At 55.9% G+C, this 21832-nt stretch carries 15 protein-coding genes and 1 pseudogene; 5 read left to right on the top strand and 11 right to left on the bottom strand.

Annotated elements, in window-relative coordinates; translation table 11 throughout:
- The first annotated feature begins 469 nt into the window (after nucleotides 1–469).
- From BDD14_RS33380 to BDD14_RS26645, 4 genes are all read left to right on the top strand, one after another.
- Nucleotides 470–823 (top strand): hypothetical protein, encoded by a 354-nt coding sequence (locus BDD14_RS33380; RefSeq protein WP_242618311.1) that lies wholly within the window; start codon nucleotides 470–472, stop codon nucleotides 821–823.
- Entirely contained in the window at nucleotides 823–1560 is a 738-nt protein-coding gene (locus tag BDD14_RS33375; protein ID WP_242618310.1) for a PQQ-dependent sugar dehydrogenase, read from the top strand. The genes BDD14_RS33380 and BDD14_RS33375 overlap by 1 nt, the downstream gene beginning before the upstream one ends.
- A complete protein-coding gene (locus BDD14_RS33370) occupies nucleotides 1542–1853 on the top strand; it encodes a PQQ-dependent sugar dehydrogenase (protein ID WP_242618309.1) in 312 nt (103 codons plus the stop codon). The genes BDD14_RS33375 and BDD14_RS33370 overlap by 19 nt, the downstream gene beginning before the upstream one ends.
- 527 nt (nucleotides 1854–2380) lie before the next feature.
- A complete protein-coding gene (locus BDD14_RS26645) occupies nucleotides 2381–2857 on the top strand; it encodes a hypothetical protein (RefSeq protein ID WP_130423883.1) in 477 nt (158 codons plus the stop codon).
- Between the two features lie 385 nt (nucleotides 2858–3242).
- Here BDD14_RS26645 and BDD14_RS26640 read toward each other — a convergent pair whose 3' ends face one another.
- Nucleotides 3243–6746, bottom strand: coding sequence for a TonB-dependent receptor (locus BDD14_RS26640; RefSeq protein WP_130423881.1), 3504 nt, complete (start codon nucleotides 6744–6746; stop codon nucleotides 3243–3245).
- Between the two features lie 1247 nt (nucleotides 6747–7993).
- Here BDD14_RS26640 and BDD14_RS26635 point away from each other — a divergent pair.
- The gene (locus BDD14_RS26635) at nucleotides 7994–10894 is read left to right on the top strand and encodes a bifunctional YncE family protein/alkaline phosphatase family protein (protein WP_130423879.1); all 2901 of its coding nucleotides are present in this window, start codon (nucleotides 7994–7996) and stop codon (nucleotides 10892–10894) included.
- A gap of 380 nt (nucleotides 10895–11274) precedes the next feature.
- Here the strand turns inward: BDD14_RS26635 and BDD14_RS26630 are convergent.
- The 10 genes and pseudogenes from BDD14_RS26630 to BDD14_RS26590 all read right to left on the bottom strand — a co-directional run.
- Nucleotides 11275–11634, bottom strand: a pseudogene (locus BDD14_RS26630) (transposase); the annotation flags it as partial.
- A gap of 989 nt (nucleotides 11635–12623) precedes the next feature.
- The gene (locus BDD14_RS26625; RefSeq protein WP_165420317.1) at nucleotides 12624–13469 is read right to left on the bottom strand and encodes an endonuclease/exonuclease/phosphatase family protein; all 846 of its coding nucleotides are present in this window, start codon (nucleotides 13467–13469) and stop codon (nucleotides 12624–12626) included.
- A gap of 2 nt (nucleotides 13470–13471) precedes the next feature.
- Nucleotides 13472–14215: a phosphocholine cytidylyltransferase family protein gene (locus BDD14_RS26620; RefSeq protein ID WP_130423873.1), complete on the bottom strand. Its 744-nt coding sequence runs from the start codon at nucleotides 14213–14215 to the stop codon at nucleotides 13472–13474.
- Complete coding sequence (locus BDD14_RS26615; protein WP_130423871.1) at nucleotides 14212–15468, bottom strand: CDP-alcohol phosphatidyltransferase family protein; 1257 nt, start codon at nucleotides 15466–15468, stop codon at nucleotides 14212–14214. Before BDD14_RS26615 ends, BDD14_RS26620 begins: the two co-directional genes overlap by 4 nt.
- Nucleotides 15469–16455 (bottom strand): lysylphosphatidylglycerol synthase domain-containing protein, encoded by a 987-nt coding sequence (locus tag BDD14_RS26610; RefSeq protein WP_130423869.1) that lies wholly within the window; start codon nucleotides 16453–16455, stop codon nucleotides 15469–15471.
- Nucleotides 16452–17195, bottom strand: coding sequence for a hypothetical protein (locus tag BDD14_RS26605; RefSeq protein ID WP_130423867.1), 744 nt, complete (start codon nucleotides 17193–17195; stop codon nucleotides 16452–16454). The genes BDD14_RS26610 and BDD14_RS26605 overlap by 4 nt, the downstream gene beginning before the upstream one ends.
- A 4-nt stretch (nucleotides 17196–17199) precedes the next feature.
- Complete coding sequence (locus tag BDD14_RS26600) at nucleotides 17200–19650, bottom strand: outer membrane beta-barrel protein (protein ID WP_165420316.1); 2451 nt, start codon at nucleotides 19648–19650, stop codon at nucleotides 17200–17202.
- Between the two features lie 103 nt (nucleotides 19651–19753).
- Nucleotides 19754–19927 (bottom strand): hypothetical protein, encoded by a 174-nt coding sequence (locus tag BDD14_RS32085; protein ID WP_165420312.1) that lies wholly within the window; start codon nucleotides 19925–19927, stop codon nucleotides 19754–19756.
- Between the two features lie 147 nt (nucleotides 19928–20074).
- Nucleotides 20075–20467, bottom strand: a complete 393-nt coding sequence (locus BDD14_RS26595; RefSeq protein ID WP_165420315.1) for a hypothetical protein — start codon at nucleotides 20465–20467, stop codon at nucleotides 20075–20077.
- A gap of 267 nt (nucleotides 20468–20734) precedes the next feature.
- Nucleotides 20735–21826, bottom strand: a complete 1092-nt coding sequence (locus BDD14_RS26590; RefSeq protein WP_130417184.1) for an IS5 family transposase — start codon at nucleotides 21824–21826, stop codon at nucleotides 20735–20737.
- Nucleotides 21827–21832 lie beyond the last annotated feature (6 nt).

Raw genomic sequence — 21832 nt, 5'->3', positions numbered from 1 at the left:
AGAACCGGTGGGAAGGTATCTATCGTTGGTGCCAGCGCTCGACACACGACGACGAATCTAAGAAAAGAAGGTCTCCGAAGGAGGCTCATCATGGAACCCGATCCAGGATTTGGCACCAAGACAGCTACGTGTCCCATTTGTCATTCAGAGGTGGAAATACCTGCACGCGCGATCGATTCTGAGGGAAACTATTCGATTCAGTGTACGAAATGCAAGGTTCCGATCAGCGGTAAAGTTCGCCCTGATGTAGGCACGCTTTAATCCGCATTCGTGGCTTTGCATACGACCTATCGTGCCCATGATGTTTTCATCATAGACACGATAAGTCTTACCCTCTGGGCTTTGTCCAGTTGGGTCTCATTCCCCCCCAAGTCTAGGTGGCTAAAGCGCTGTCAAAGCTTTGGGTCGCTCCTTGCTAAGCCACTTCACGATCGGCTATCGCCGAAATACGGATCTGGAGATGACAAGTATGAGACGTTCACGCTTCGCAAAGTTCTACGCATTAGCCTCTCTCGCTTTTACCGGGTTTCTTCCTTCTGCGCTCCATGCTCAGCAGACGATCACCGGTCAGGCCGCCTTCGCCGACTACACGCAGCAGGAGCCGGGCATCCGGCGAAAGATCACGGTGGCAGACCTGCCAGAGCCGAAGCCGTCTGAGTCTGTGGACAACGGTCCCACTCTTGTCCAAAGGCCTAACGGCGCGTGGCCCATTGCCCCAGCCGGCTTTACGGTCCAGCTCTATGCGGGGGGTGATGCAGCCACTCCTTTGCAGCGCTCCGAAAATAAAAAGAAACACACCCGCCTACCTCTGGAACCTTCGTGATGCCCCGCATCATCCATGCTGCACCGAATGGCGATCTCTTCGTAGCGGACTCGCAGGCTGGCTCCCTACTGGTGCTGCGCGGCGTTACGGATGCGGGTAAGGCAGCTACCATCAGCATCTACGCCGCCGGCCTCGATCATCCCTTTGGCATTGCGTTTTATCCCGCTGGCGCGAATCCTCAATGGATCTACGTCGGAAACGCCACGACTGTCGTTCGATTCGCCTACAAGTCTGGGGATTTAAAGGCTACCCGTGCTCCTGAGACAATCGTTCCCGATCTCCCCGGCTATGCCCAACTCCGTGGCGGTGGCCACTGGACGCGGGATGTCGTCTTCTCTTCCGACGACAAGCATATGCTCGTGTCAGTTGGAAGTGGATCGAATGCCGACGATCCTGACACTCATCCCAGAGAATTTCATCGGGCGGGTGTGCTCGAGTACACGCCTGAGGGCAAGTTCGTCAAGGTTTACGCATATGGTATCCGTAACTGCGTCGGCGAGGCTATCAACGCCGTTACTGGTCAACTGTGGTGCTCAACGAATGAGCGTGACGGCTTGGGAAACAATCTCGTTCCAGATTATGTGACTTCAGTTAAAGAAGACGGCTTCTATGGTTGGCCCTGGTTCTATATGGGGGTCATCAGGATCCGCGACTTATGGGCACCCATCCTGAACTCAGGTCCAAGGTCATTACGCCCGATGTCCTGGTTCAACCCCATATGGCCTCGCTCGGAATGACCTTTTATCCCACCAGTAAATCTAGCTTTCCAGCTCAATACGCCGGCGATGGATTCGCCGCAGAACACGGGTCCTGGAACCGTGCGAATCGCGGAGGCTACGAGGTTATCCGGATTCCCATGAAGAACGGCAAAGCCACCGGCGAGTACGAGGATTTTCTTACCGGGTTTGTTACCGCGGATGGACAGGTCTGGGGCCGACCGGTAGGAGTAACCGTAGGTCACGATGGCGCTCTCTACGTTACAGATGACGGGTCTCGCAGCGTCTGGCGCGTGACCTACACCGAAAAATAGCGATACCCTCTTTTGCGCTCTAGGATGCGCATAAATTGCAATCTTGGTAGGCCCGCGACGCGCATCGGTTCGATGAACATCGGGCAAGTCTCTGATTTTTTCGACAGTGAGCCTCGGAGAAGAATAGGGTGGTCTTCTCCGAGGCTGTGAGCGCGCCAAAGTGACTTGGCGGAGCGCAAACGCGAGTGTGTTTTAGCGCTCAAGAGGGGTGAGGAACCCCTGTTGCGATCTGTGATGCCCGAATTACAAGTTTGGTAGACCGTGGGTCAAGTGATGGGGCTCGGGGAAATCTCTCAGGCTCCTCCAGACCGTGAAGCGGGGGCCGTGAAACGGAGCGCAAAGTCTTGAGCTAAGCGCTCTAGGGGGTCCTAGTCTAGACAACCTCCTACAAATAGGACGCCTTCTTTATGAACTTTGTGACCCACCGTCTCTTGCCCAAACATCGGCGTAGAGGGCGGTGATGACATCTCAATAAGTGAACTGTAGCATTCCCGGCGCATTCGTCTACCGGGTTGAAAGGTACTCACATGTCCGACCCCCTTGTCACTTACGTAAACGACCATCTCGGTGGTGCCCGTATAGCCGTTGAGCTCCTTGAAGCCATGCAGGATCAACATGATGATAAAAATTGTCGAGATCTTGCCACAGTGCTGTTGCTGGCGATTCAAGCCGACGATCACACCCTTCGCGCTATCGCAGAGAAGATTGGCACGGGGCCAAGCGCAATCAAAGAAGTCGGTGGCTGGATCGTGGAAAAAGCAGCACGTCTAAAACTCGGTCATACCGGTTCAACCGACTTCGCGATGTTCGAATCGCTCGAACTTCTGGCAATCGGCATTCACGGCAAACTGTGCCTATGGAAAGCACTTCAAGTGGCTTCGAGGGCGGACTCTCGTCTGCATGGATTCGATTTTGATACGCTTATTAGCCGCGCCCAACAGCAGTACGACCGAGTTGAGAGGAATAGACTCCACCTTGCCCAAACCGTTCTGATGGCTCGATAGGCGCAACAAGCGTATTTCGCGCTAGAGGCCGAGAAGCAGCTTGGCAATGAGGCTTTTAATGCGAAGGCTCCGGCGCACATTGTGGAAGGGCTGCGGAAGCAGGCGACGGAGACGAAGATGCTCCTCGAGAGTCCTTCACGCAAATAGCTGATCGTCCCCTTGTGAACGGTTGTTGGCCGTTCGGGCGCGTAACGGAGGGGTTGCCGACCACTCACACGAAACAGCCAATTCGTTTGGCTCCTGGAGGTCTCTCGTTTCATTCTTCGGAGCGAGATCAATGACGCGCTGCAGGGCTTTCTTGTGCTATTGGGGCAAACCTCGATGCCTCTTGCGAGGGCCATCGAGGTTTGCTCAAGGATCTGATGGTCGATGAATATCGAGCCGGTCAGAAGTTGAACTTCAGGGCGAACTGGCCGAAGCGCCGTTCGTCGTTTGCGCCATTGTTGTTGCCGATGCCGCCCTTGGAGGCCGTGATGGGTACAGGCACACCAGCGCCAACGTTGAAAACGTCGTTCAGGCCCTGCTGGATAAAGAGATTGTGATGGTTGAGGATATTGAAGCCTTCCGCGCGGAACTCCAAATTCATCTGTTCGCGAATGGGGAAGGTCTTGGTGATGGCTGCGTCAAAGGTCCATGCGCCGGGCCCACGGAAGCTGTTACGAGCGACCATGGTCGAGGGGAACGGACCCCAGTCGGAGATGCCATCGGGAAGACTCGCCGACGGTAGAGCAGGATTGGCCCACGAGACGGCTGGGGGAAGGTTCCCGATGACGTAGCTATTGGAGTCGCTCGTCATGCCGGCCGGAATCGATTTGAATGTGCGATTTGGGACGACGCCGGCTGCTGGCGTATAACGTGCGACCTGATAGCCACTGTTGTTGTTGGTGCTGTCGAAGTAGGAGAAGGGGGTTCCGGTGCGGACGGTATAGATGCCCGTAACCTGCCATCCTCCAAACATTTTTTCCTTCCAGTCATGACTGTTGGCAAAGAAGGGTGGGCGGTAGATGGGCGCGACGACGAAACGATGACGGATGTCGAGGTCTCCATTGCCGCGGTCGAAGCCGGGATTGAATGGCTGGGTGTACCCGAGGCCGAAGGCGTTATTGGTCTCGGAGAAGGTTGTGCTCAGGTTGTCGATCTGATGCGCATAGGTGTAGTTCGCTACGAGGCTCAGGCCGGAGCTGCGGTAATTTGTGCTCTGGAACTGGATGTTCATGGCCTGGTAGTACGAGTCGCCAGCGGAGCCCCGGGTATTGATGTTGGAGTATTGGTTCGTCAGTCTGGTGAGCCCGGTGTTTCCACTGCCATCTGTTAATGGGTCGCCAAGGAGCACATTGCCCCCGCCTTGGGTATTTATGTTCTTGATGTCATACAGATGCAGTCCACGGGCGCCGGCGTACTGCAGCGACACGACCGTGTTGCGTGCGAGCTGTTGCTCCAGTGCCGCATCCCAGAACTGCGTCTGCGAGGTGCGGATGTTTTGATCCACATGCCGCAGGCTGGTTGGAGGCAACGGGACATTGCCCGAAGTTCCAGCCAACGGACCGGAGTTCGAGGAGGTGATCTGCGTATTGTTGACGACGACGACAGCGTAGTTCGGAGGATTCTGAATTACGTTGAACGTGACGTTGCCGAAGTTCCGCTCATAGCTGATGCCGAAACCTCCGCGGATCGCAGTCTTGCCCGTTCCGAAGATGTCCAGCGCGAAGCCGATCCGGGGTGAAACTGTGCCGCGTTGCGGATTCCACAGCGTCCCGATGGGGCTCGTTGGACTGGTATAGACCTGGCCGTTGCGAATGTTCTGGAAGGGATTGGTGCCGGCGCCGTAGTAGAAGTTGGAATCGAGGTTCTGGTTATTGTTGTGCTGCACGCCATAGTACTCATAACGCACGCCATAGTTGGCGGTAAACCTCGGAGTCACCCTGAAGGAGTCTTGGGCGTATACGGCCCAGTCTTTGAAGCGGTTGCTGCGGGCAAAGGCGGGTGGCACGGTGGGCAGGTTGATGGAGCAGCTAGCGGGCGGGGGCGTGGGCAGCTCGCCTGTGTAGGGGTTGATTACGCAGGGCAGTGCTCCTTGGGGGTCGACAGCGGCCGAGAACTGGAACAGGTCGCCAGTGACCAGATTATCCAGTCCCTGGGTTCGACCGACCCCGGCCTGCTCGGCGGCCTGGGCGTACGCTCCATAGGAGTTGTTGGCCTGAATGTAGAGGAGCTGCGCTCCGAACTGCATGGAGTGGCGGCCCTTCTGGATGTTGAAATCCTGATTGATCTGAACGGTGTTCTGCGGCCCGCCGAAGGGGAGACCGCCGTTGGCGGGGTTGAAGTCGTAGAAGCCAGGCAGTTGTATGAAGATGCTGGTTGTCGGCAGCTGTGCATTCGTCGAGACGAATAGCGTCGGGGTGTTCTGCAGCGACGTGTCGTAGGTTAATGGAGCATTGAATCTGCTGAAGCTCAGTTTCGTGCTGGAGGCCACACGGGTGTTGAAGACGTGCGATGCGCTGAGGAGATAGGCCCGTGAGTTGACGGCTGCGCCGACGTTGTATTGGGAGTAGGGCGACGCGAATGATGCGCCAAGGAAATCCTTCTCCTGATAGTCGGCGTATCGGAAGAACATCGAGGTGCGGTCGCTCAGGGTATAGTCCACCCGGCCGACGATGTTATAGGTGTTTTGCGGCACACTGCCCCCCGTGTTGACAGGAGCGTTGTACGCCACGATGCCGAAGGCCGGGGTTTCGGCAGGAATTCCGCTGATTCCAAGCTGTCCGGCGGTATAGGTTCTGGTGAAGTCGAAGTTCCTCCCCCCGGCATAGTTGGTGAAGAAGTCCCGCGTGTTCGGTGCGGAGAGGGCTAGGAACTGTGGCGTGGGAACGGCTGCGAGAGTTACCGCAGAGCTGCGGACGCGCGTCCACTCCGTGCTGCCGAAGAAGAAGAGCTTGTCCTTGAGAATGGGCCCGCCAACTGCGAAGCCGAATTGGTTGCGGGTGTACTTTCCCTTGGGCTGGCCCGTTTGCGCGTTCAAGACCGTATTCGCGGTGTAGGCGGAGAGACGGTTGAACTCCCACACACGGCCGTGGAAGGCGTTGGTTCCGCTCCTGGTGGTTACGTTGACGATGCCGCCAGAGGCTCGGCCGTACTGGGGCTCGTAGTTGCTGGTCTGGACGCGGAACTCCTGCGTTGCATCGATCGGTATATAGACTCCGATGCCTTGGGTGAAGACGCTGATGTTCTCGACACCGTCCAGAAGGATCTCAGTGCCGGCTGAACGCTGACCGTTGATGTTGAATCCCACGCCACGGGTGGTTGCATTCTGCGAGTTTCCGCTCGAACCACCGGAGACGCCTCTGGAATCGCCGCTGTTGGTGCTGTCGCCCGCCGACACATTGCCTGCGAGGGCAACGAAGTCATAGGCATTGCGTGTAAGACTCGGCATCTGAGAGACCTGGGTTTGGTTGACGATCTGCGACAGCTCCTGAGTCTGCGTATTGACCTGCGCGCCGCCCTCGGCCGTCACCTCGACGGTGGCGATCTCTCCGATGACCGACAATTTGCCCTCCACCGTCACCTTGGAAGCAACCGTGACTTGGACGCGCTGCGTGTAAGACTGAAAACCGGCACTCTTCATGACGACTTCATAGGTAGCAGGCTGCAGGCCCGTCACCACAAACGTGCCGGTACTTCCGGTCGTTGTGGTGCGAACTGCATTTGTTCCCACGTTCCTGACGGTGATCGTGGCATTGGGAACGACCGCATCGTGGGGATCTGTGACCGTTCCTGAGATCTGACCGGCCTCCTGCGCAAAGGCGCATTGATTTGCAACGGATACAGCAAAAATTATTACTGCACCGACCAGGATAGTGAGATTGCTGAACAAGTTGCCTAGATGTTTCATGGAAGCTCCTCAACGCTTTGCGGCGAAGCGTTTCATACGGAGCGCGGGGTCTGAATGCTGGTGGCCCGACAAACTGCGTCGCGCTCAGAGAGCGCCCCCATAAGCCAGCTTGACCGCACTGTCATCAATGAGGACAACTGAGCCCGCGAACTACTTGACTGCAATTCATCATTGCATTTCTAATGCCAATGTGGTATAGCGATACGGATTTCTGGCTAAGTAACTGAATATGAAAATACTCCGCGCCGTAGGGCCACTACCTTTTAATGGAGCCTTACACCACATAGCTACAGCCTTCTATGAAATGGCGTGTTGAGTTTTCAAATTTCATATAAGAGTTAAGAGTCGGTGCAGTTGGCTGCCTAAATTTACCGCACCACGATCACGATTTAGCGCTCTCACCAAGGTCTGCACTGGATAGCTAAGACGAACGAACAGTTCCCAACGCGTGCTCGCAACCTGCTCCCGAAAATGGTCTTCCATGACCGTCCCGTTTATCAGGAAGAGCACGCAGCGCAACTCATCATGGCCAGGAGGCTCTGCTCTCCACACAAAGGCTGATTAGATAAGAGCGAAGGCTCCAGCGCATCCCGGTAGACTGTGGTTGGTTTAGAGACCAGAGTCAGCGGGAGGAAGGAGTCCGAAGGATCATCGCAGGTTGTGATTTTCACCCTAGCTTTCAACAAGTCGCCATGCTCGACACCGAGACTGGGGCAACCGAGGAACACAAACTGATGCACACGAGCGGAGAAGCCGAAGGGTTCTATCGGAAGCTGGCTTCGCCCGAAGCGCGAAGCGGGAGGACTAGAGCTGCACGGAGGCCGCTACCAGCCCTTGCGCGCGCGCGCGAGGCTGAGCCTATTAGGAAGGCCTGGTTTCGTGGCTTCGCGCGAAGCGCATGAAGAGGTCGTTGAGAGTTTTATGGAGAAGGATGCGCTGATGCGAGACAGGTGGGTCGCTCTCGCGGTCTAAATGATTAATTAGAACCATCGACGCTCGATGAGCGCATTGGCGATTTGGCATCAATTCAGATGGGTAACTGACGAGAAGCGCGTTTCTCAATACTAACATCATCGGACGACGGTCTGCTCGAATCGCGCTCCGTTCTCTCCGCGATCGGATAGCTGCATGTCGGCGGGCTAGCTCTGTAAGCGGAAATGGGATCGCGTACCGACTTCGAGGGGCGATGCTGCGAGGTCATCATCCTTTCTTAAACTTGATGTATATCTATAGTTCCAGAGGACATTATGAGAATCGCCACGCTCTCCAGCCGAGCCGCAAAAAAAGCCGTGCTCTCCTTTTTTGTCTACTCTCTGTCGATCTCCGCGCAGACTCCGAACCCGCAATCCGGCCCCACCTCCGATTTCAATGTTGCGGCCCCAAAAGACGACATCCTTGACAAAACCAGAAGCAGCGCCACCGCGTCCGGCATTCAGTCGCAAGTCGATAGCCCTAATCGCACCGTGGGCCCGCAGCGCGACGGCTCCATCGTCGTCTCCGACAATCAAGTGCTGACGCCAGCCGGTCGCCTCGTCGAACTCGGTGCCCCGATCCGTGCCAAGGCCATCGCGCTCAATCCTGGCAAGACTGCGCACACCGCCGCGGTCCTCCTGATGGGATCGCCGCAGCCCATCGTCGTCTTCGACACGCAGAACGGTCAGGTCCTGCAGCGCTATCTTCCCGAAGGTGCGCCAAACGCCTCAGCGAAGGACCGCAGCACCGGCTCCTTCGCCGGCATCGCCTACTCGCCTGACGGCTCCAGGCTGCTCTTTAGCCAGGACAACAACTATGTCTCCGTTGCCAACGTCGACCCGAACTCCGGTCTCCTCAGCCACGAACAGCGGGTCACTCTGCCACCGCCTCCCTCAGACGGACGCACCTACCACAACGCAAAATCGATCAACCCCGGCGGCATCGCCTTCTCATCTGACGGCAAGCGAGCCTACGTCGCACTCAACGCAGCCAACACGCTCGGTGTCATCGACCTCACAGCCTCGCCCGCAAAACTCGCCGCACAAATTCCCGTAGGCAACGTGCCCAACAGCGTCGTCGTCCACGGCAACTTCGCCTACATCAGCAACGAGGGTGGCCGCCCCGCCACCTCAGGTGACTTTACGAACGACTCCGACGGCACGCCCATCGTGGTCGATCGCACCGATGCCTACACCCTCACCGGCACCATCTCTGTCGTCGATCTCAACACGGGCAAACTGGCGACTACAATCAATGTCGGCCTCCACCCCGCAGGCATGACCATCGTCGGTTCGCGTCTCTTCGTTGCCAACGCCTACAGCGATAGCCTCTCCATCGTCGATCTCGACACCAACAAGGTCACCCGGACCATCAATCTCAGCGTTCCCATCGCGGGTGGCACCTTCGGCTCCGGCCCCAACGGAGTCGCCGTTACAGAGAGCGGCACAGCCTACGTCACACTCGGTCAGGCAAACGCCGTTGCCGTCGTCGACCTCCAGGGCCGCGATGCGAACCCCGTCATCGGCTACATCCCGACAGGCTACTTCCCAACCTCCATCGCCTACGACAAGGCACGCAAACAGCTCGTCATAGCCGACGACAAAGGCCTCGGCTCACGCGGCACAACCACTACAACCAAGAGCGGCGTCATCGCCTACAACACCCACGCCGACATGGGCATCGTCAATCTCTTCGCCGAGCCCAACGCAACCAGCCTCGCCACCTTCAGTAAGCAGGTGTTCGAAAACAATCACTGGAATCTGACCACCAACATCGAAGTCGGCAAACAGTTCATTGATTCGCACGCGAAACCGACCGCCATACCGAAACACATCGGAGAGCCATCGCTCATCAAGCACGTTTTCCTCATCATCAAAGAGAACCGCACCTTCGATCAGATGCTTGGGGATGTAGCCTGGGGCAACGGCGCAAAGGAGCTAGCGGTCTTCGCCTCCGCCGTGCCCAACCAACACGCCTTCGTAAAGCGCTTCCCGCTGCTCGACAATGTCTATGCACCAAGCCGCCAATCTGCCGATGGCCACCCATGGATCGGCATGTCCGGCTCATTCTACTCGAACGACATCCTCTCGCCCGATTGGATCCGCTCGTACCCCGGCGGCCAGGCAGAAGATGCGCTCACGAACACGCCCAAAGGCTTTCTCTGGACCGAAGTCGCAGCCATGGGCATGACCGCACGCCTTTACGGCGAATGGAGCAGCGGCACCACCATTGCACGCAAACAGGACGGCTCCGCTTACACCTGGACAGACTTCTACAAGACCTCGCTCTGCAAAGAGGGTAAAGCTCCCATCACCGACTGCATCGTCCCCGACGATGCCATCCACGTCACATCCGTTATCCCATCCGCGGCAAAGATCATGGATCCGCACTTTCCGCCATTCAACCTCGACATCCCTGACCAATACCGCGCCGACTACTGGATCAAAGAATTCAAACGTATGGACGCCGCGAACCAGGTTCCCAACCTCACCATCCTCTGGCTGCCCGACGACCACACTGCAGGTACATCCAAGGGGCGTCCCTACCCCCTCAACTACCAGGCCGACAACGACCTCGCACTCGGCCGCATGATCGAAGCCATCAGCCACAGCAAGGTCTGGGACAAGTCCGCCATCTTCGTCGAAGAGGATGATTCGCAGGCAGGCACCGACCACGTCGACGGCCACCGCCAGCCCGTCTACATCATCAGCCCCTATACCGTCGCTCCGCAGATGCCCGGCCAGGGCAAGGTCATCCACACCACCTACACTGCCGAGAACATCAACCGCACCATCGAAAACATCCTTGGTGCTCAACCCCTCACGCAGTTCGACCTCGTCGCCTCGCCCATGTTCGATGCCTTTCAGGACAATGCCGACCTAACGCCCTACGATGTCGTACCGGCCGCCATCGCGCTCGATCAGGGACCAGATCTACCAGCAGGCAAGCCCGTCGCCTACACGCCCACCGAAAAAGAATGGCTCAAGGCAACAGCCAAAGTCATGAAGGGCAAGTACGACAAGGCCGACGCAGTCGATCCCAATTTCCTAAACCACGTTACCTGGTACGTCACCACTGGCTGGAATCGCCCCTACCCCGGCGAAGACAAAGTCCAGGCACCCGGCCCACTCGTCAAAGCAGCCATGAAGTATGGCGGCGACGATGACGACGACTAATGACTCGCTGAAGCGTTTCGCTTGGTCCTAGGATTAGTACCGAGAAGTCTTAGTGCTGTATCTGGACCTCCCATTTGTGAGCGTAAGAGGTGACGCGGCTTCGCTGGGGCGGTCCAGATACAGCGACTTGAAGGAAGCCGCTTTCTCTGGGGCCTCTGCTCTATGGGAGTTGGATGGGTTTTAGGTGATCCGGCAGGCTGTTCGTAGGGGTTTGCGGAGTCGTTGAGTAGGCTGAGGGTCGGGTGAGTCTGAGGCTGCTAAGCTCCAGCGGAGTGTTTGACGAGCGTGCTGGAGAAGCTGCAGTGAGTTGGAGTCGCCCGGGGCGCAGACCGGGCGGGCATGCTGTTGCATGGCTTGGGTTCGAGGCTGGCGTTGCTGGGTCATACGGCGCACCTGGCCTGTTGCGGTGGAGATCGAGGAAGTAGTTTAGCTGAGGAGAGCCGCTCAACCACGTACATGGTTCCACTGCAGAGCGGGCACTTGGGAAGGGCCGGGGATCGCTTGGGGTCGTGAGTCGTTAGTTCAGCTCTGGTCCGATCGGCCGAACTGCCAAGCAGGCTGAAGCAGAGCGGCAACAGCGTGGCTCGTTGGCGGTTGGCGAGGAATCCGAAGTTGCGAATGCGGACGAAGCCGCGTGGGAGCAGGTGCAGCAGGAAGCGGCGTAGGAACTCGTCTACCGGCAGGCTCATGACGCGCTTCTTGTTGCCATGGGCGGAGTCTCGCCAGCGAAAGCTGGCGTTTGCGACGGACGCGGTGATCTACCTATGGGATTTCAATGGGTGGCAGATGGCCGGCGAGCTGTTGCAAGGCCGGAGAGCGACAGTTAGGAAAGCACGGACTCCGGTTATATGGCGAAATGCAGACTTGTTCTGCATTTCTGGACCTGCGTTGTGACAGTCGTTGTCGCAGTTCGAGCGCACTTCGACGTTGCGTTCTGGCGCACGAGATGGGAGGTGATGGATAGCGGACTGGCGAGTGTTGAGGCGCTCAGGAGCTGTCATCGCCGCACCTCCTTGGCTCGGACGGGGTGAGGCTTGCACGGAAGTGAAGTTGAGCGCAGGTGAGCCGTTCGACGACCAGTTTCGAAGGACAGGTACGCGGCGTATCTCATCATGGCCAGGAGAGACATCTCCACAAACAGGCCGGATACATTGACGCAGACTTTCTTCATCCACCAGACTTTTCCCTTGCAGTCAGACGGCGGACCATACATTTCGGCAACTACGAGACAATCTTCGTTAGTCCGCGGTCGGCGTTTCTAACCTCGATTAGTGATAAATCGCCGATGCCCTCATCGCCTTCAGCTTAGGACGTCAAAGACGACCGTTTATGAGTCCTTCTAAATCGCCTCATAAGCTCTGTCTAAAACAAATAGGTTAAAGACATACTCGTGATCCCTCGATTTAGGATGGTTTAGGACCATTCGGGATGGTTTCGACCGTACGATGGTCGCGTATTGGTCGTGTCCCAAAGCTTAACCGCTCCGCACAATCTGCATTGGCCACTGAATCAGTTGACACGTCAGTATCAACTTTATTCCAGTTTTGTAGGCAACTGAGCCACGTAACGGAGCTTAGAGCATCGAACTCTGTCTAGAGAGAAGGTCCTAGTTCTCCATAAGCGCATTGGCGATTTGGCGCTCGTCGAGAATGCCAGTTGATTTACGATACGATCGATCTCGAAAGCAGGAGGAGACCGCCATTAGGTTGCACGAAGAAAGCAGTTGCCTTCAGCGTCCACTGGAAAGCCCGATTTCGAATGAGATTGGATAGTGATCCGAAGCCTTGATTGAGTTGTGGACGCGTCCCTTGTTGACCTGCACAGAGCCGCGTACGAATGCCCAATCGATATGACGACCGGGTTCGAGGAGATGACGTCCTGGAGTAGTTGCCACGCGACCAGTTGGAACGGCATTGATGAAGCCATTACCGGTTATTGCATTGGCAGGCGATGGTTGTGATGCATTTAGGTTCAGGTCGCCTGCGATGACCTTCAGGCGTGCAGGCTCGTACGACCGTGCATCTCTCAGCACCTCGTCTAACTGGGCAAGCCGTAATTCATCATTACCACGGCTCTCGAGATGCAGGTTGTAAGAAACAACTGAAACGCCAGATATGTTGATCTCGGAGACCAGGGCAAGCCTTCCCCCGAGTCTTTCCTGGAAAGGTTCCGTCTTTGGCAGATACCACCGTGGTCTCCAGAAGTTGGACTGCTGTTGGAAACGAATGAGTCTCGGGTTTGAAAGTTTCCATCGGGAAAGTGTGGCTTGTCCGTGCCATGCAGGGCTGGTGTCCGAACCCTGGGTCAGCTCCACAAACTCGCGCCCGAAGACATAGTTCAGGCGCAACTTTCGGGCGATCTCCTGAGCGATGTTTAGACGGTTAGTTCGTCGAGCATTGATGTCGACTTCCTGAAGAATGAGAATATCGGCATTCGCATCCCCCAGGAAATCTATGATCGACCGAAGCTGCAAGCCACGGTCAATGTTCCAATCGATCACTCGTATGGAACTGCGCGGCCAAGAGAGCCACTGGCTAGGCGAGAAGTTCTCGGCGATGATTTCTTTTGGTGACACAATCAAACGCTCCTTGCGGCTGAGAGGTTGGGAAATACACTCTGCTGTGCGAAGGTCAGATCGAGGGGATCATCGATTTCGGCCCAGGCCAATCCGTCTGTGCTCGTGTAGCCGACGTGAACGCCTTCGTCTGCGAGTTCCTGCACGACGACATTAAAGAAGTCATTGATGCGACCAGCGGCGATGACAGTACTTAGCTTGTCGAAAAATCTGTTCTGTATCGACTTCGAGAAAACCGTAATTCCTATATACGTTCCGCTGAACTCCTCCTGTGAAATCTTTTTGCTCATGCGAGTTACACGGTCGTCTTCGATCATGACCTTCATCGTTTCATCCCGCCACAATGGGTCTACGATCATCGAGATCGGTGCAAAAGGCTGCACCGCGGAGTTAAGAATGTCGGGATCGAAGATGACATCCGCATTCAGGACGATGAAACTATCGCCGCGGAGCCAATCACTTGCGGTCCAAAGCGAATAGATATTATTAGTGATTGCGAACGCTCCATTTTCGATGAAATAAATCCTCTGGTTATCACCCAACCGTTTGTTTCCGATGTGCGAGACAATCTGTTCCTTCTCGTAGCCGACCACAATAGCCACTTCATTGACTCCGGCCGTTGAGAGTGCGTCGAGTTGGTGGTCCAGGATCGTCGTTTCGTCAACTTCAATCAGGCATTTTGGGTGTTCCCCGTGTACGGAGCGAATCCTGGTACCTTGACCTGCAGCCAATATTACCGCCTTCATAGTGCCTCCTTGATTGTGTTTACTGTTGGTGTTGCTCGGGTAGAGAACGATTGAGCAAAGAATCTTCGATTGAAATAGAGAGTCAGAATCCACGTGAGATGAGCGCCGAGTGTTGCGAGGACAAAGATCAGCGGCAGCGCTCCAATGAGTGTGAAGATGAAAATGTAGTAGACCAATATCCCTCTTCTCACAAAAGCCTGAAGCTGGCGTACGACACGAGAGATCCAGTTTCCTGAATCCTTATCGAGTAACTGGTACATGCGGCCCAGATATTCGTTTGGCCGGTCTGCTGCGGTTGCTCGGCGGCGCTGGAGTGAAGTGGTGACTAAGGCAAGAATGGCCCCGACGAGAAGCAAGATACCCATCAGCACAGCGGGCCTGCCGTATCGGAGACTTAGCCCGATTGTGATTCCACCAAATAGAAGAAGGTAGCTAAGTCCGTCGGCAAAACCCTCAAGCCACGTTCCGCGCGGCGACTCCGCAAACTTGATTCGAGCCAGCATTCCATCCATCTCGTCGAATAGGCCGGCAATATAGAACAGCAAACCACCCAACACTGAATATAGGTACCCGCCGTGTGCGAAGGCGATGGCCGACACAACCGAGACAATGACACCTCCGAAGGTGACTGCGTTCGGGGTCACCGAGGTATGAGACAACAGTCTTACAAATGGTCGGCAAAGGCGCCGATTGAAAGATGTATGAATGCCATCCAGAACTTTGCCAGAGTGTGCGACCAGAAAGCGCTCAGCGCTCTCGATCCTCTCTAGCGAAGTGACCTTGACGCCGTCCGTCTGAGAAAAGGGCGGAGTAGATACGGATTGGTCGCGGACAATGTCATGCAGTGAGATGTGAGCAGGTCTCGCCCAGTCGACGGAGGACATACTCATGAGCGGCAGGTTTGTAAGGAACTGCTTGGTTGTGATCCAGTTCCAGGGCATCCAAAGGAACTCGTCGTGCAGGTGTTCCTCTAGCTTCGCCCAACTTGAGAAGTGGCGTGGATGAAATGTGTCAAACTGAATGACCCTGATTCGACTTCCATAAGAGAAGAGCTCTTGCGAGAATCTCTGCGTTAATGCGTGATCCACGGACTCAGGGCAAATCAGAATGATGTCAGTTGCTCCTGCGCGTATCGCGGTCAGAGCGATTCTCTTTAGCAGAGGAACTCCTGCGAGTGGATGCAGGAGTAGTTCTGCTGCTTTCTGGCTGTCGATCACACTGGCGAATGTAGGAATAGCTATGACTGCTTGCATCTAGATACCTCGTTCAAAAGAATTGCTGGAATGTTCAAATGTGATTGCATGGCGAGGGCGTAGACCGCGGGTGTTCCAGGCGAGCCAAATAATCCCCATCAAGGCCCACAGGAGGTCGCGTACGCGTCGAGTCAAAGCCAGACCCAGGCCATTCATCGGTGAGAGGCCGGCCACTGCAAACGCCGAAATCGCACCGCCCTCGTCAAATCCGACTCTCGCTGGAACCCAACCGCTCGCCAGTTTCAATGAGCGTGTCACTCCTTCAATGGCCATAACTGCGAAGAAATGAATGGGGAGATGCAGGGCCCATAACACAACCAAGACTTCGGAAGCGATCAGCAGTTGGCATGTCGCGCCGATCCAAAACATCCGGCTAACCAATGCAGGCTGTTGCAGGCGATAGGTTCGGATCGATCGTTCAAATTGTTCCGCCCTCGAGAGCCAGGAAGGAGCGCGGCTGCCAAGCGCGCGTGCAACGCCGGCAAGGATGGGACTGCGCCGTGTAATCGCGAAGACAGCAAAAGCAAGCGCAAGGACACCTGGAGCCCAATGGTAGGCTGCGCCACGGCCAGCGATTATAGGAAGACAAACAACGCCTGAAATGACAACCAAAGCCGAGGTGAACCAGTACACTCCGGTATCCAGAAAAGTAGCCGCAATCGTTGGTTCGCCGGCTGTCCCAAGAAGCTTGATCTTCATCGGCTCGGAGATAACGGGACCGAGAACTGTGAGGTATCCCATCGACTGCGAAGCCAGTCGCACTCCGATCAAAGTTCTTGTATTGACAGCAACATTCCCGCCCTTCAGTGATGCTGACCATGTGGTGCTCTGCAGAAAGAGGCGGAGCGCGCTCAGAGCCATCACGATTGGTAGCGCAACCCGCATCGCCTTCAATTGCGCCACTATCGTTGCAAGGCCAAGATGAGCGATCGCCCAGGCGAATAGCGCCAGTGCTGCGAACGCGATGATTAGCTGAATTCTTTTCATCGGACAAGCCTCGCCGTAGAATCTGCTTCCGCGATGTGCGTCGCCGGCGGGTGCAGCTCGTAGGCAGAGTTTTCGATCGTTAACTCCGAACGCCCAAAGAGTCGGATCTCGCTTGTACTCTGAGTCGAAGAGGCAAACCAGAACTGACCAACTCGCTGGTACGTATGAACAAAATGCACGTCATGCACCCAGAAGGATGGATCTCGTGCCGGCTTGCCTTCGACGCGAATGATAGAGAAGTCCTTCGCGTTGACCCAGATTCTTCCTTCGATCAGATATCTGTTCGCCGTTCTGGGAAGGATTTCCAGTACGTATGCGGGACCAGTATCGAGCGTGTCTTGCCCAAGCATGTTGAATGTGTAATTTGCCGGGGTGATACGGCTGCCGTCGCGCGACTCCCGATGTGATGCCATAGTCTCTTCGCTCAGCATTTTGGAAAAAGCGTGCTTGCGAATCGACCCCGATCCCGCTTCGGAAATAATCGTGAACTGCTTCGCGCCGTCGGGAGAGCAGTCGACGCGCACCATCATCTCCGCCCGGCGATCCTGGTTGACAGCGACATAGCGACGCAAGGCCGTGTACCCCGCCAGTTCAGATCTGCGCTCGATGTCGGCCCGCAACATCTTTGTGACCACGTCATCTGCAGACGGAAGCGAAACGCCGGTCTGGGATGAAGCACTCGTCACTGCGGAAAGCACGATTGCCAGAGTGGAAAGGGCGGTCTTGATGGTCAGTTTCATGGGTTTAAAACTCCAGTTTGAATTTGCCGTGGAAGGTGCGGCTGGGTCCGTTGAAGAACTCGCCAAAGCGGGGGCTGCCGAGATTGTTCTGAACGTCGCGGTAGTTGTCGCGATTGAAGATGTTGTAGACGCCAAAGCCGATCCGCGCATGCTTTTCCTTTATCGGGAGACGAACCTGGCGCCAGACCTGTATGTCGGTCGAAACGAAACGCGGGAATCGCAATTCATTTCTCGGCCCCACGAACTCGCGGTACTCGTTGACTGTTGAGTACGGGAAACCACTGCGGATATCGAGCACGGGGGCGACGGTCAATTTCCACGGTGCGGCAATTTCTCCCCAGACCAGGACTCGATTCGGCGAATCAAAGTTCAGGCAACCACGCTGATTGGGTTGAATTACGGCCAGAGGGTCGTTACCGAAAAACTGGTTGAAATCGTTCAGGTCGCCGTACGCTCGCGAATGGACATACGAAGCGTTCAGCGTGCTACGGTGAATTCGATAAAGGGCAGTAACCTGAAATTCCTTATAGATGTCCCTCCCACGGTTCGATAACGAAAGGCTGCCGGTTGATCCCGATGCAATGGGATTGACGAAGTATCCGTGGACTGTATTGCGTTGCTGGTATCCCACGCGAACCAAAAAATCACTCGTAACCTGACGGTCCAGTTCAATGTTCCAGACTTCACTGCGCGGATTTTGCAGACCGTTCGGGATGATGTTCGAATATTGTGTGGAACTGACGACCTCACCGGCTGGATTCAGTCCAGTCACTGTACGAGTCGGCAAAAAGCGAAATGCAGGAATGTTGAGCGGCACACGGTCATAGAAATACCCTGCTCCGCCCTTGATCATCGTTTTGCCGTCACCCGTCAGTGAAAGGACGAACCCAACGCGAGGAGCCATATTAATCGAATTTGTGATGGAGTCGCGATCGAAGCGAAGGCCCAAATCAAATGTAAGGCGATTAGAGACAGTCCACTTGTCGCCAATGAACCAGGCCGTCTCATTTTGATCAATGGAGAAGGTCGAAGCTGGCCCGAACTGGATTCGCTCTAACGGATAGTTGGCAACCCCGATAACCTGTACCGGGTGAAATTCCTGGCGGCCATCGTAGGAGCTATGCACGAAGTTTGTGCCGGCACTCAGTTCGTGTGATCCGAAATAATGACGCGGGTGGGAGCGAAAGATTTCTGCCCATTCTGTGCGTGTTGTATTGCGGTCCTGACGGTTAAAGAAACCGCCCTTGGTGGTTTCAACGAGAAGTCGATAGGGGGCATCGCTGTTAGGCAGTAGATTGGCATCAAGTTTTCTGAAGCTGATCTGTGAAGTCAGCAGATTGCCGGAATTGGTAACGTATCGGTGCTGCAGATATGCCTGATATCCGCGCTGATGTAAGTTGGGCGTACTCTCCTGCGGTGTAAAGGTGTTCAGGCCGTAGTAATCAAGCTTCTGCGGGAAGATCGCAAACGATGCGGTTGCGGTTTGCTTATTCGTAATGTTGGCATCTATTTGCGTATACGAGTTGACGTTTTCAGAACGCGTCCATTGTTCGAGCGGCGGCAAGCTGGTCACTTGATTACGTTCATAGCGATATTCAAGCGACTGCGTAAAGGCAATGCGGTCTTTCACGATGGGAGCAGAGACCGTGACTCGAGGAGTCGCTGCGGCGATGCCCATGATTGACCCATTGACTCTCCGCACTCGCGGGAGCAGGTTCTGGGCGGAGATCCGAAACTTGTTGAAACTTCCGGGCCGCGTCTCCACATTCGAGACCGCGCCGATGAATTTCCCGTACTCGGGAGCGTAGGGCGTTGAAAGAACCTGCACCGACGAAACCATATCGATGGGAATACTGAGCGCCGATGTACCCGTAGCTGGATCAGTCACATCAGAGCTGTTGAGAAGCGATCCGTTCTGGGATGCCTGAGCGCCTTTCATGTTGATCAGCCCACTCGGACCGCGAACTACGCCCGGAATCAAGGGCAACAAGCTGCTGAAACGCTCATCGATATTCGGCATGTTCCTGAGAACCGACTCGCCGATCGTGCTGGTTCCAGAAGACTCTTTGGTGTCGACCTGATCTGTACTAGCCGTGACCGTGGTCGACTCCACAACGGCTTGGACTTTCATTTCCAAGTCTATTTCTGAAGCAGAGCCCGCCGTAACCTCGATGGTCCGATTTGCGTCCAAGCCGGGTGCTTGTGCATGGATCGTGTACGCCCCAGGAGGAACTGCATTGAATGCGAACTTGCCCGCGCCATCACCCTCAGCCTCGATGTGGGTTGGACCGTCAAGCGAAATTCTTGCAGTGGGTATGACAGCATGCCCACCGCTTCCGTCCACCGTGAACACGATCCCGTCAACAGTGCCGGTGGCCTGCTCAGGGCTCTGAGCAGAGACACACGCTGCAAGCAACCCGATAGCGATTGCTGTACTCGCAAGTTTGTGCTTCATGCTGATTTCCTTTTTGTGCTTTGATGGGCGTAAAGATTTCTTGCGCATATAAACCTTGCTGAAAACGAATTTCGTCCACCAAGGTTTCATGCCCTCGCAAACCTCACGAATCGTGGTGTGAGCCTTTCAATGCCATCGCTGTCTTGGTCAGGATCTCTTCGGGAGATAGATGGCAACGCAAAAGCATCTCAACCGCGAGCGTGAGGGTAGTTTTCTGTTCGAAGACCAATGTTCTCCACATGCCTTCCTGATTGATTTCAAGGTCAGTGCGTGTCATGTGTTTGTCCTCCTAGTTCCGATGTGTGAATTGTCTATCGAATCCCGTTTGCAAACAGCCCCACGACGGGGCAAATCGCAAACTCTAGGGAGGGAAATTAATAGCCTCCGTCAAGCCAGAAATTTCGGTGATTGATGAAGGAGTCCTTCAGGAGTTGGCGCTGATTTTGCGCGGTGGAGGTTGCACGCGCTTCCACCCAAACAGGCGAGCATCGACTGACCATAGACCCGGTCCCAACATGGCGAGAGCGCAGCCAATGGTTCCGAGCAAAACCGTGACCCATCGATCTCCGCCTATCGTCATGATCTGCAAGATTTCCAGCAACGCAACCAAGGCTCCCACGAGGGGCGTCCATAGGCCGGGAATGAGAAGGAGCCCGAATGCCGTCAGAAATGCGGAAATTATCGTTGTACTGACATGAGGGTTGCTCCACAGCGCCGAGTTCGCACCCAGAAGCAGTGAAGCGCCGAGAACGACACGCATGAGAAGCAAACCGATTCCAGGCCAACCGGCAGCGAATGTGGAATATAGACGTCGCAAAAACCCACCCTTCTACACTCCACCAGTTTCCTGCCTTGCAGAAACGGACGAAATCCTAAAGAGAGAGTCGTTATCGGTCACTCTTTAGAGTTCTGTTTTTGGGGCGAGAAATCAGCCAAGGAGACTTAGGAGCTTGTTGAAATAGCTAGAGCTGACTCCTTTACTGATGAGGTTTTGGGTTGATGCAGGGGAGTTGGGTTGTTTATGACGGCTGGCTGGCGGATTCTGCGGCATGTTTTCTTGCCGGGTTGAAGACTCAACCGGCCTTCAGGCGCACTGCTGCTGTGGGTCCTGCTGAGTATGGCTTTGGATGAGCCTTGGCAGACGCAGCAGGTTATGTGCGGCGCAGCTGAAGACGAAGATCCAGTCGACCTTGGCGAGTCCTCGCACCTTCAGCTGGTCGAGCGGACCGGTCTGCTTCAACCAGCCAAATGTCTTCTCCACGAGCCAGCGGCGGCTGAGGCTGAGCGCATAGCCGGCGTGCCGGGTGGTCCTGCCATCGAGGTTCGAGCGGCGTCCCTTGTCGTTCTTCTGCACATGTGCGGTGACGTTGAGGGCGCGGGCTCCGGCGATGAAGTCCTTCGCGTCGTAGGCCTTGTCGGCACCAACCGTGATGCGCCGCGAGCTGTTCTTCTGCCGCTCGTCGAGCATCAGCAGGGCGGCGTCGCGCTCGGCATGGCCGTCGGCCTGGGTCGCCATCGCGGCGGCGATCAGGCCGTTGCGGTTCTCCACCAGCGCATGGCCCAGGTACGCGAGCTTCGACTCCTTGCCATAGCTCTTCTTGTAGAGCCGCGCCTCCGGATCGGTAGTCGATTGATGGGTCTCGTTCGACCTCTTCTGCCCACGGAAGTTAGTGCCGTCGCCATCATCGGAGCCATCCTTCGGCCGGAAGCTCTTCTGCGATGCCCAGGCCTGGATCAGCGTGCCGTCCACGGTGAAGTGCTCGTCACTCATGAAGCGCTTCGCCAGCACGTTCACCTCGGCGAAGAACCGCTGCGCCACGTCCGACGTCAGCAGCCGGTCGCGGTTCTTGGAAAACACGGCATGGTTCCACACCGCGTCGTCCATGCCCAGGCCGACGAACCAGCGGAACAGCAGGTTGTAGTTCAGCTGCTCGACTAACTGGCGCTCCGAACGCACCGAATAAAACGCCTGCAACAACAGCGCCCGCAGCACATACTCGGGCGCAATCGAAGGACGGCCTGATGCCGAATATAGCGCATCGAAATCCTCGTTCAGCGACACCAGAACTGCATCCGTCAACTTGCGAATCTCGCGCAAAGGATGATCCTGTGGAACCCGCTGCTCCAACGTCACACAACTGAACATCTCACCCTGAACCCGCTCGTCGCCACGCATACAACA

Origin of the sequence: Edaphobacter modestus, assembly GCF_004217555.1 — a bacterium.
Lineage (GTDB): Bacteria > Acidobacteriota > Terriglobia > Terriglobales > Acidobacteriaceae > Edaphobacter > Edaphobacter modestus.
Note: the sequence above shows the minus strand (reverse complement) of the source record. Positions and strands in the feature narration are given on the sequence as shown.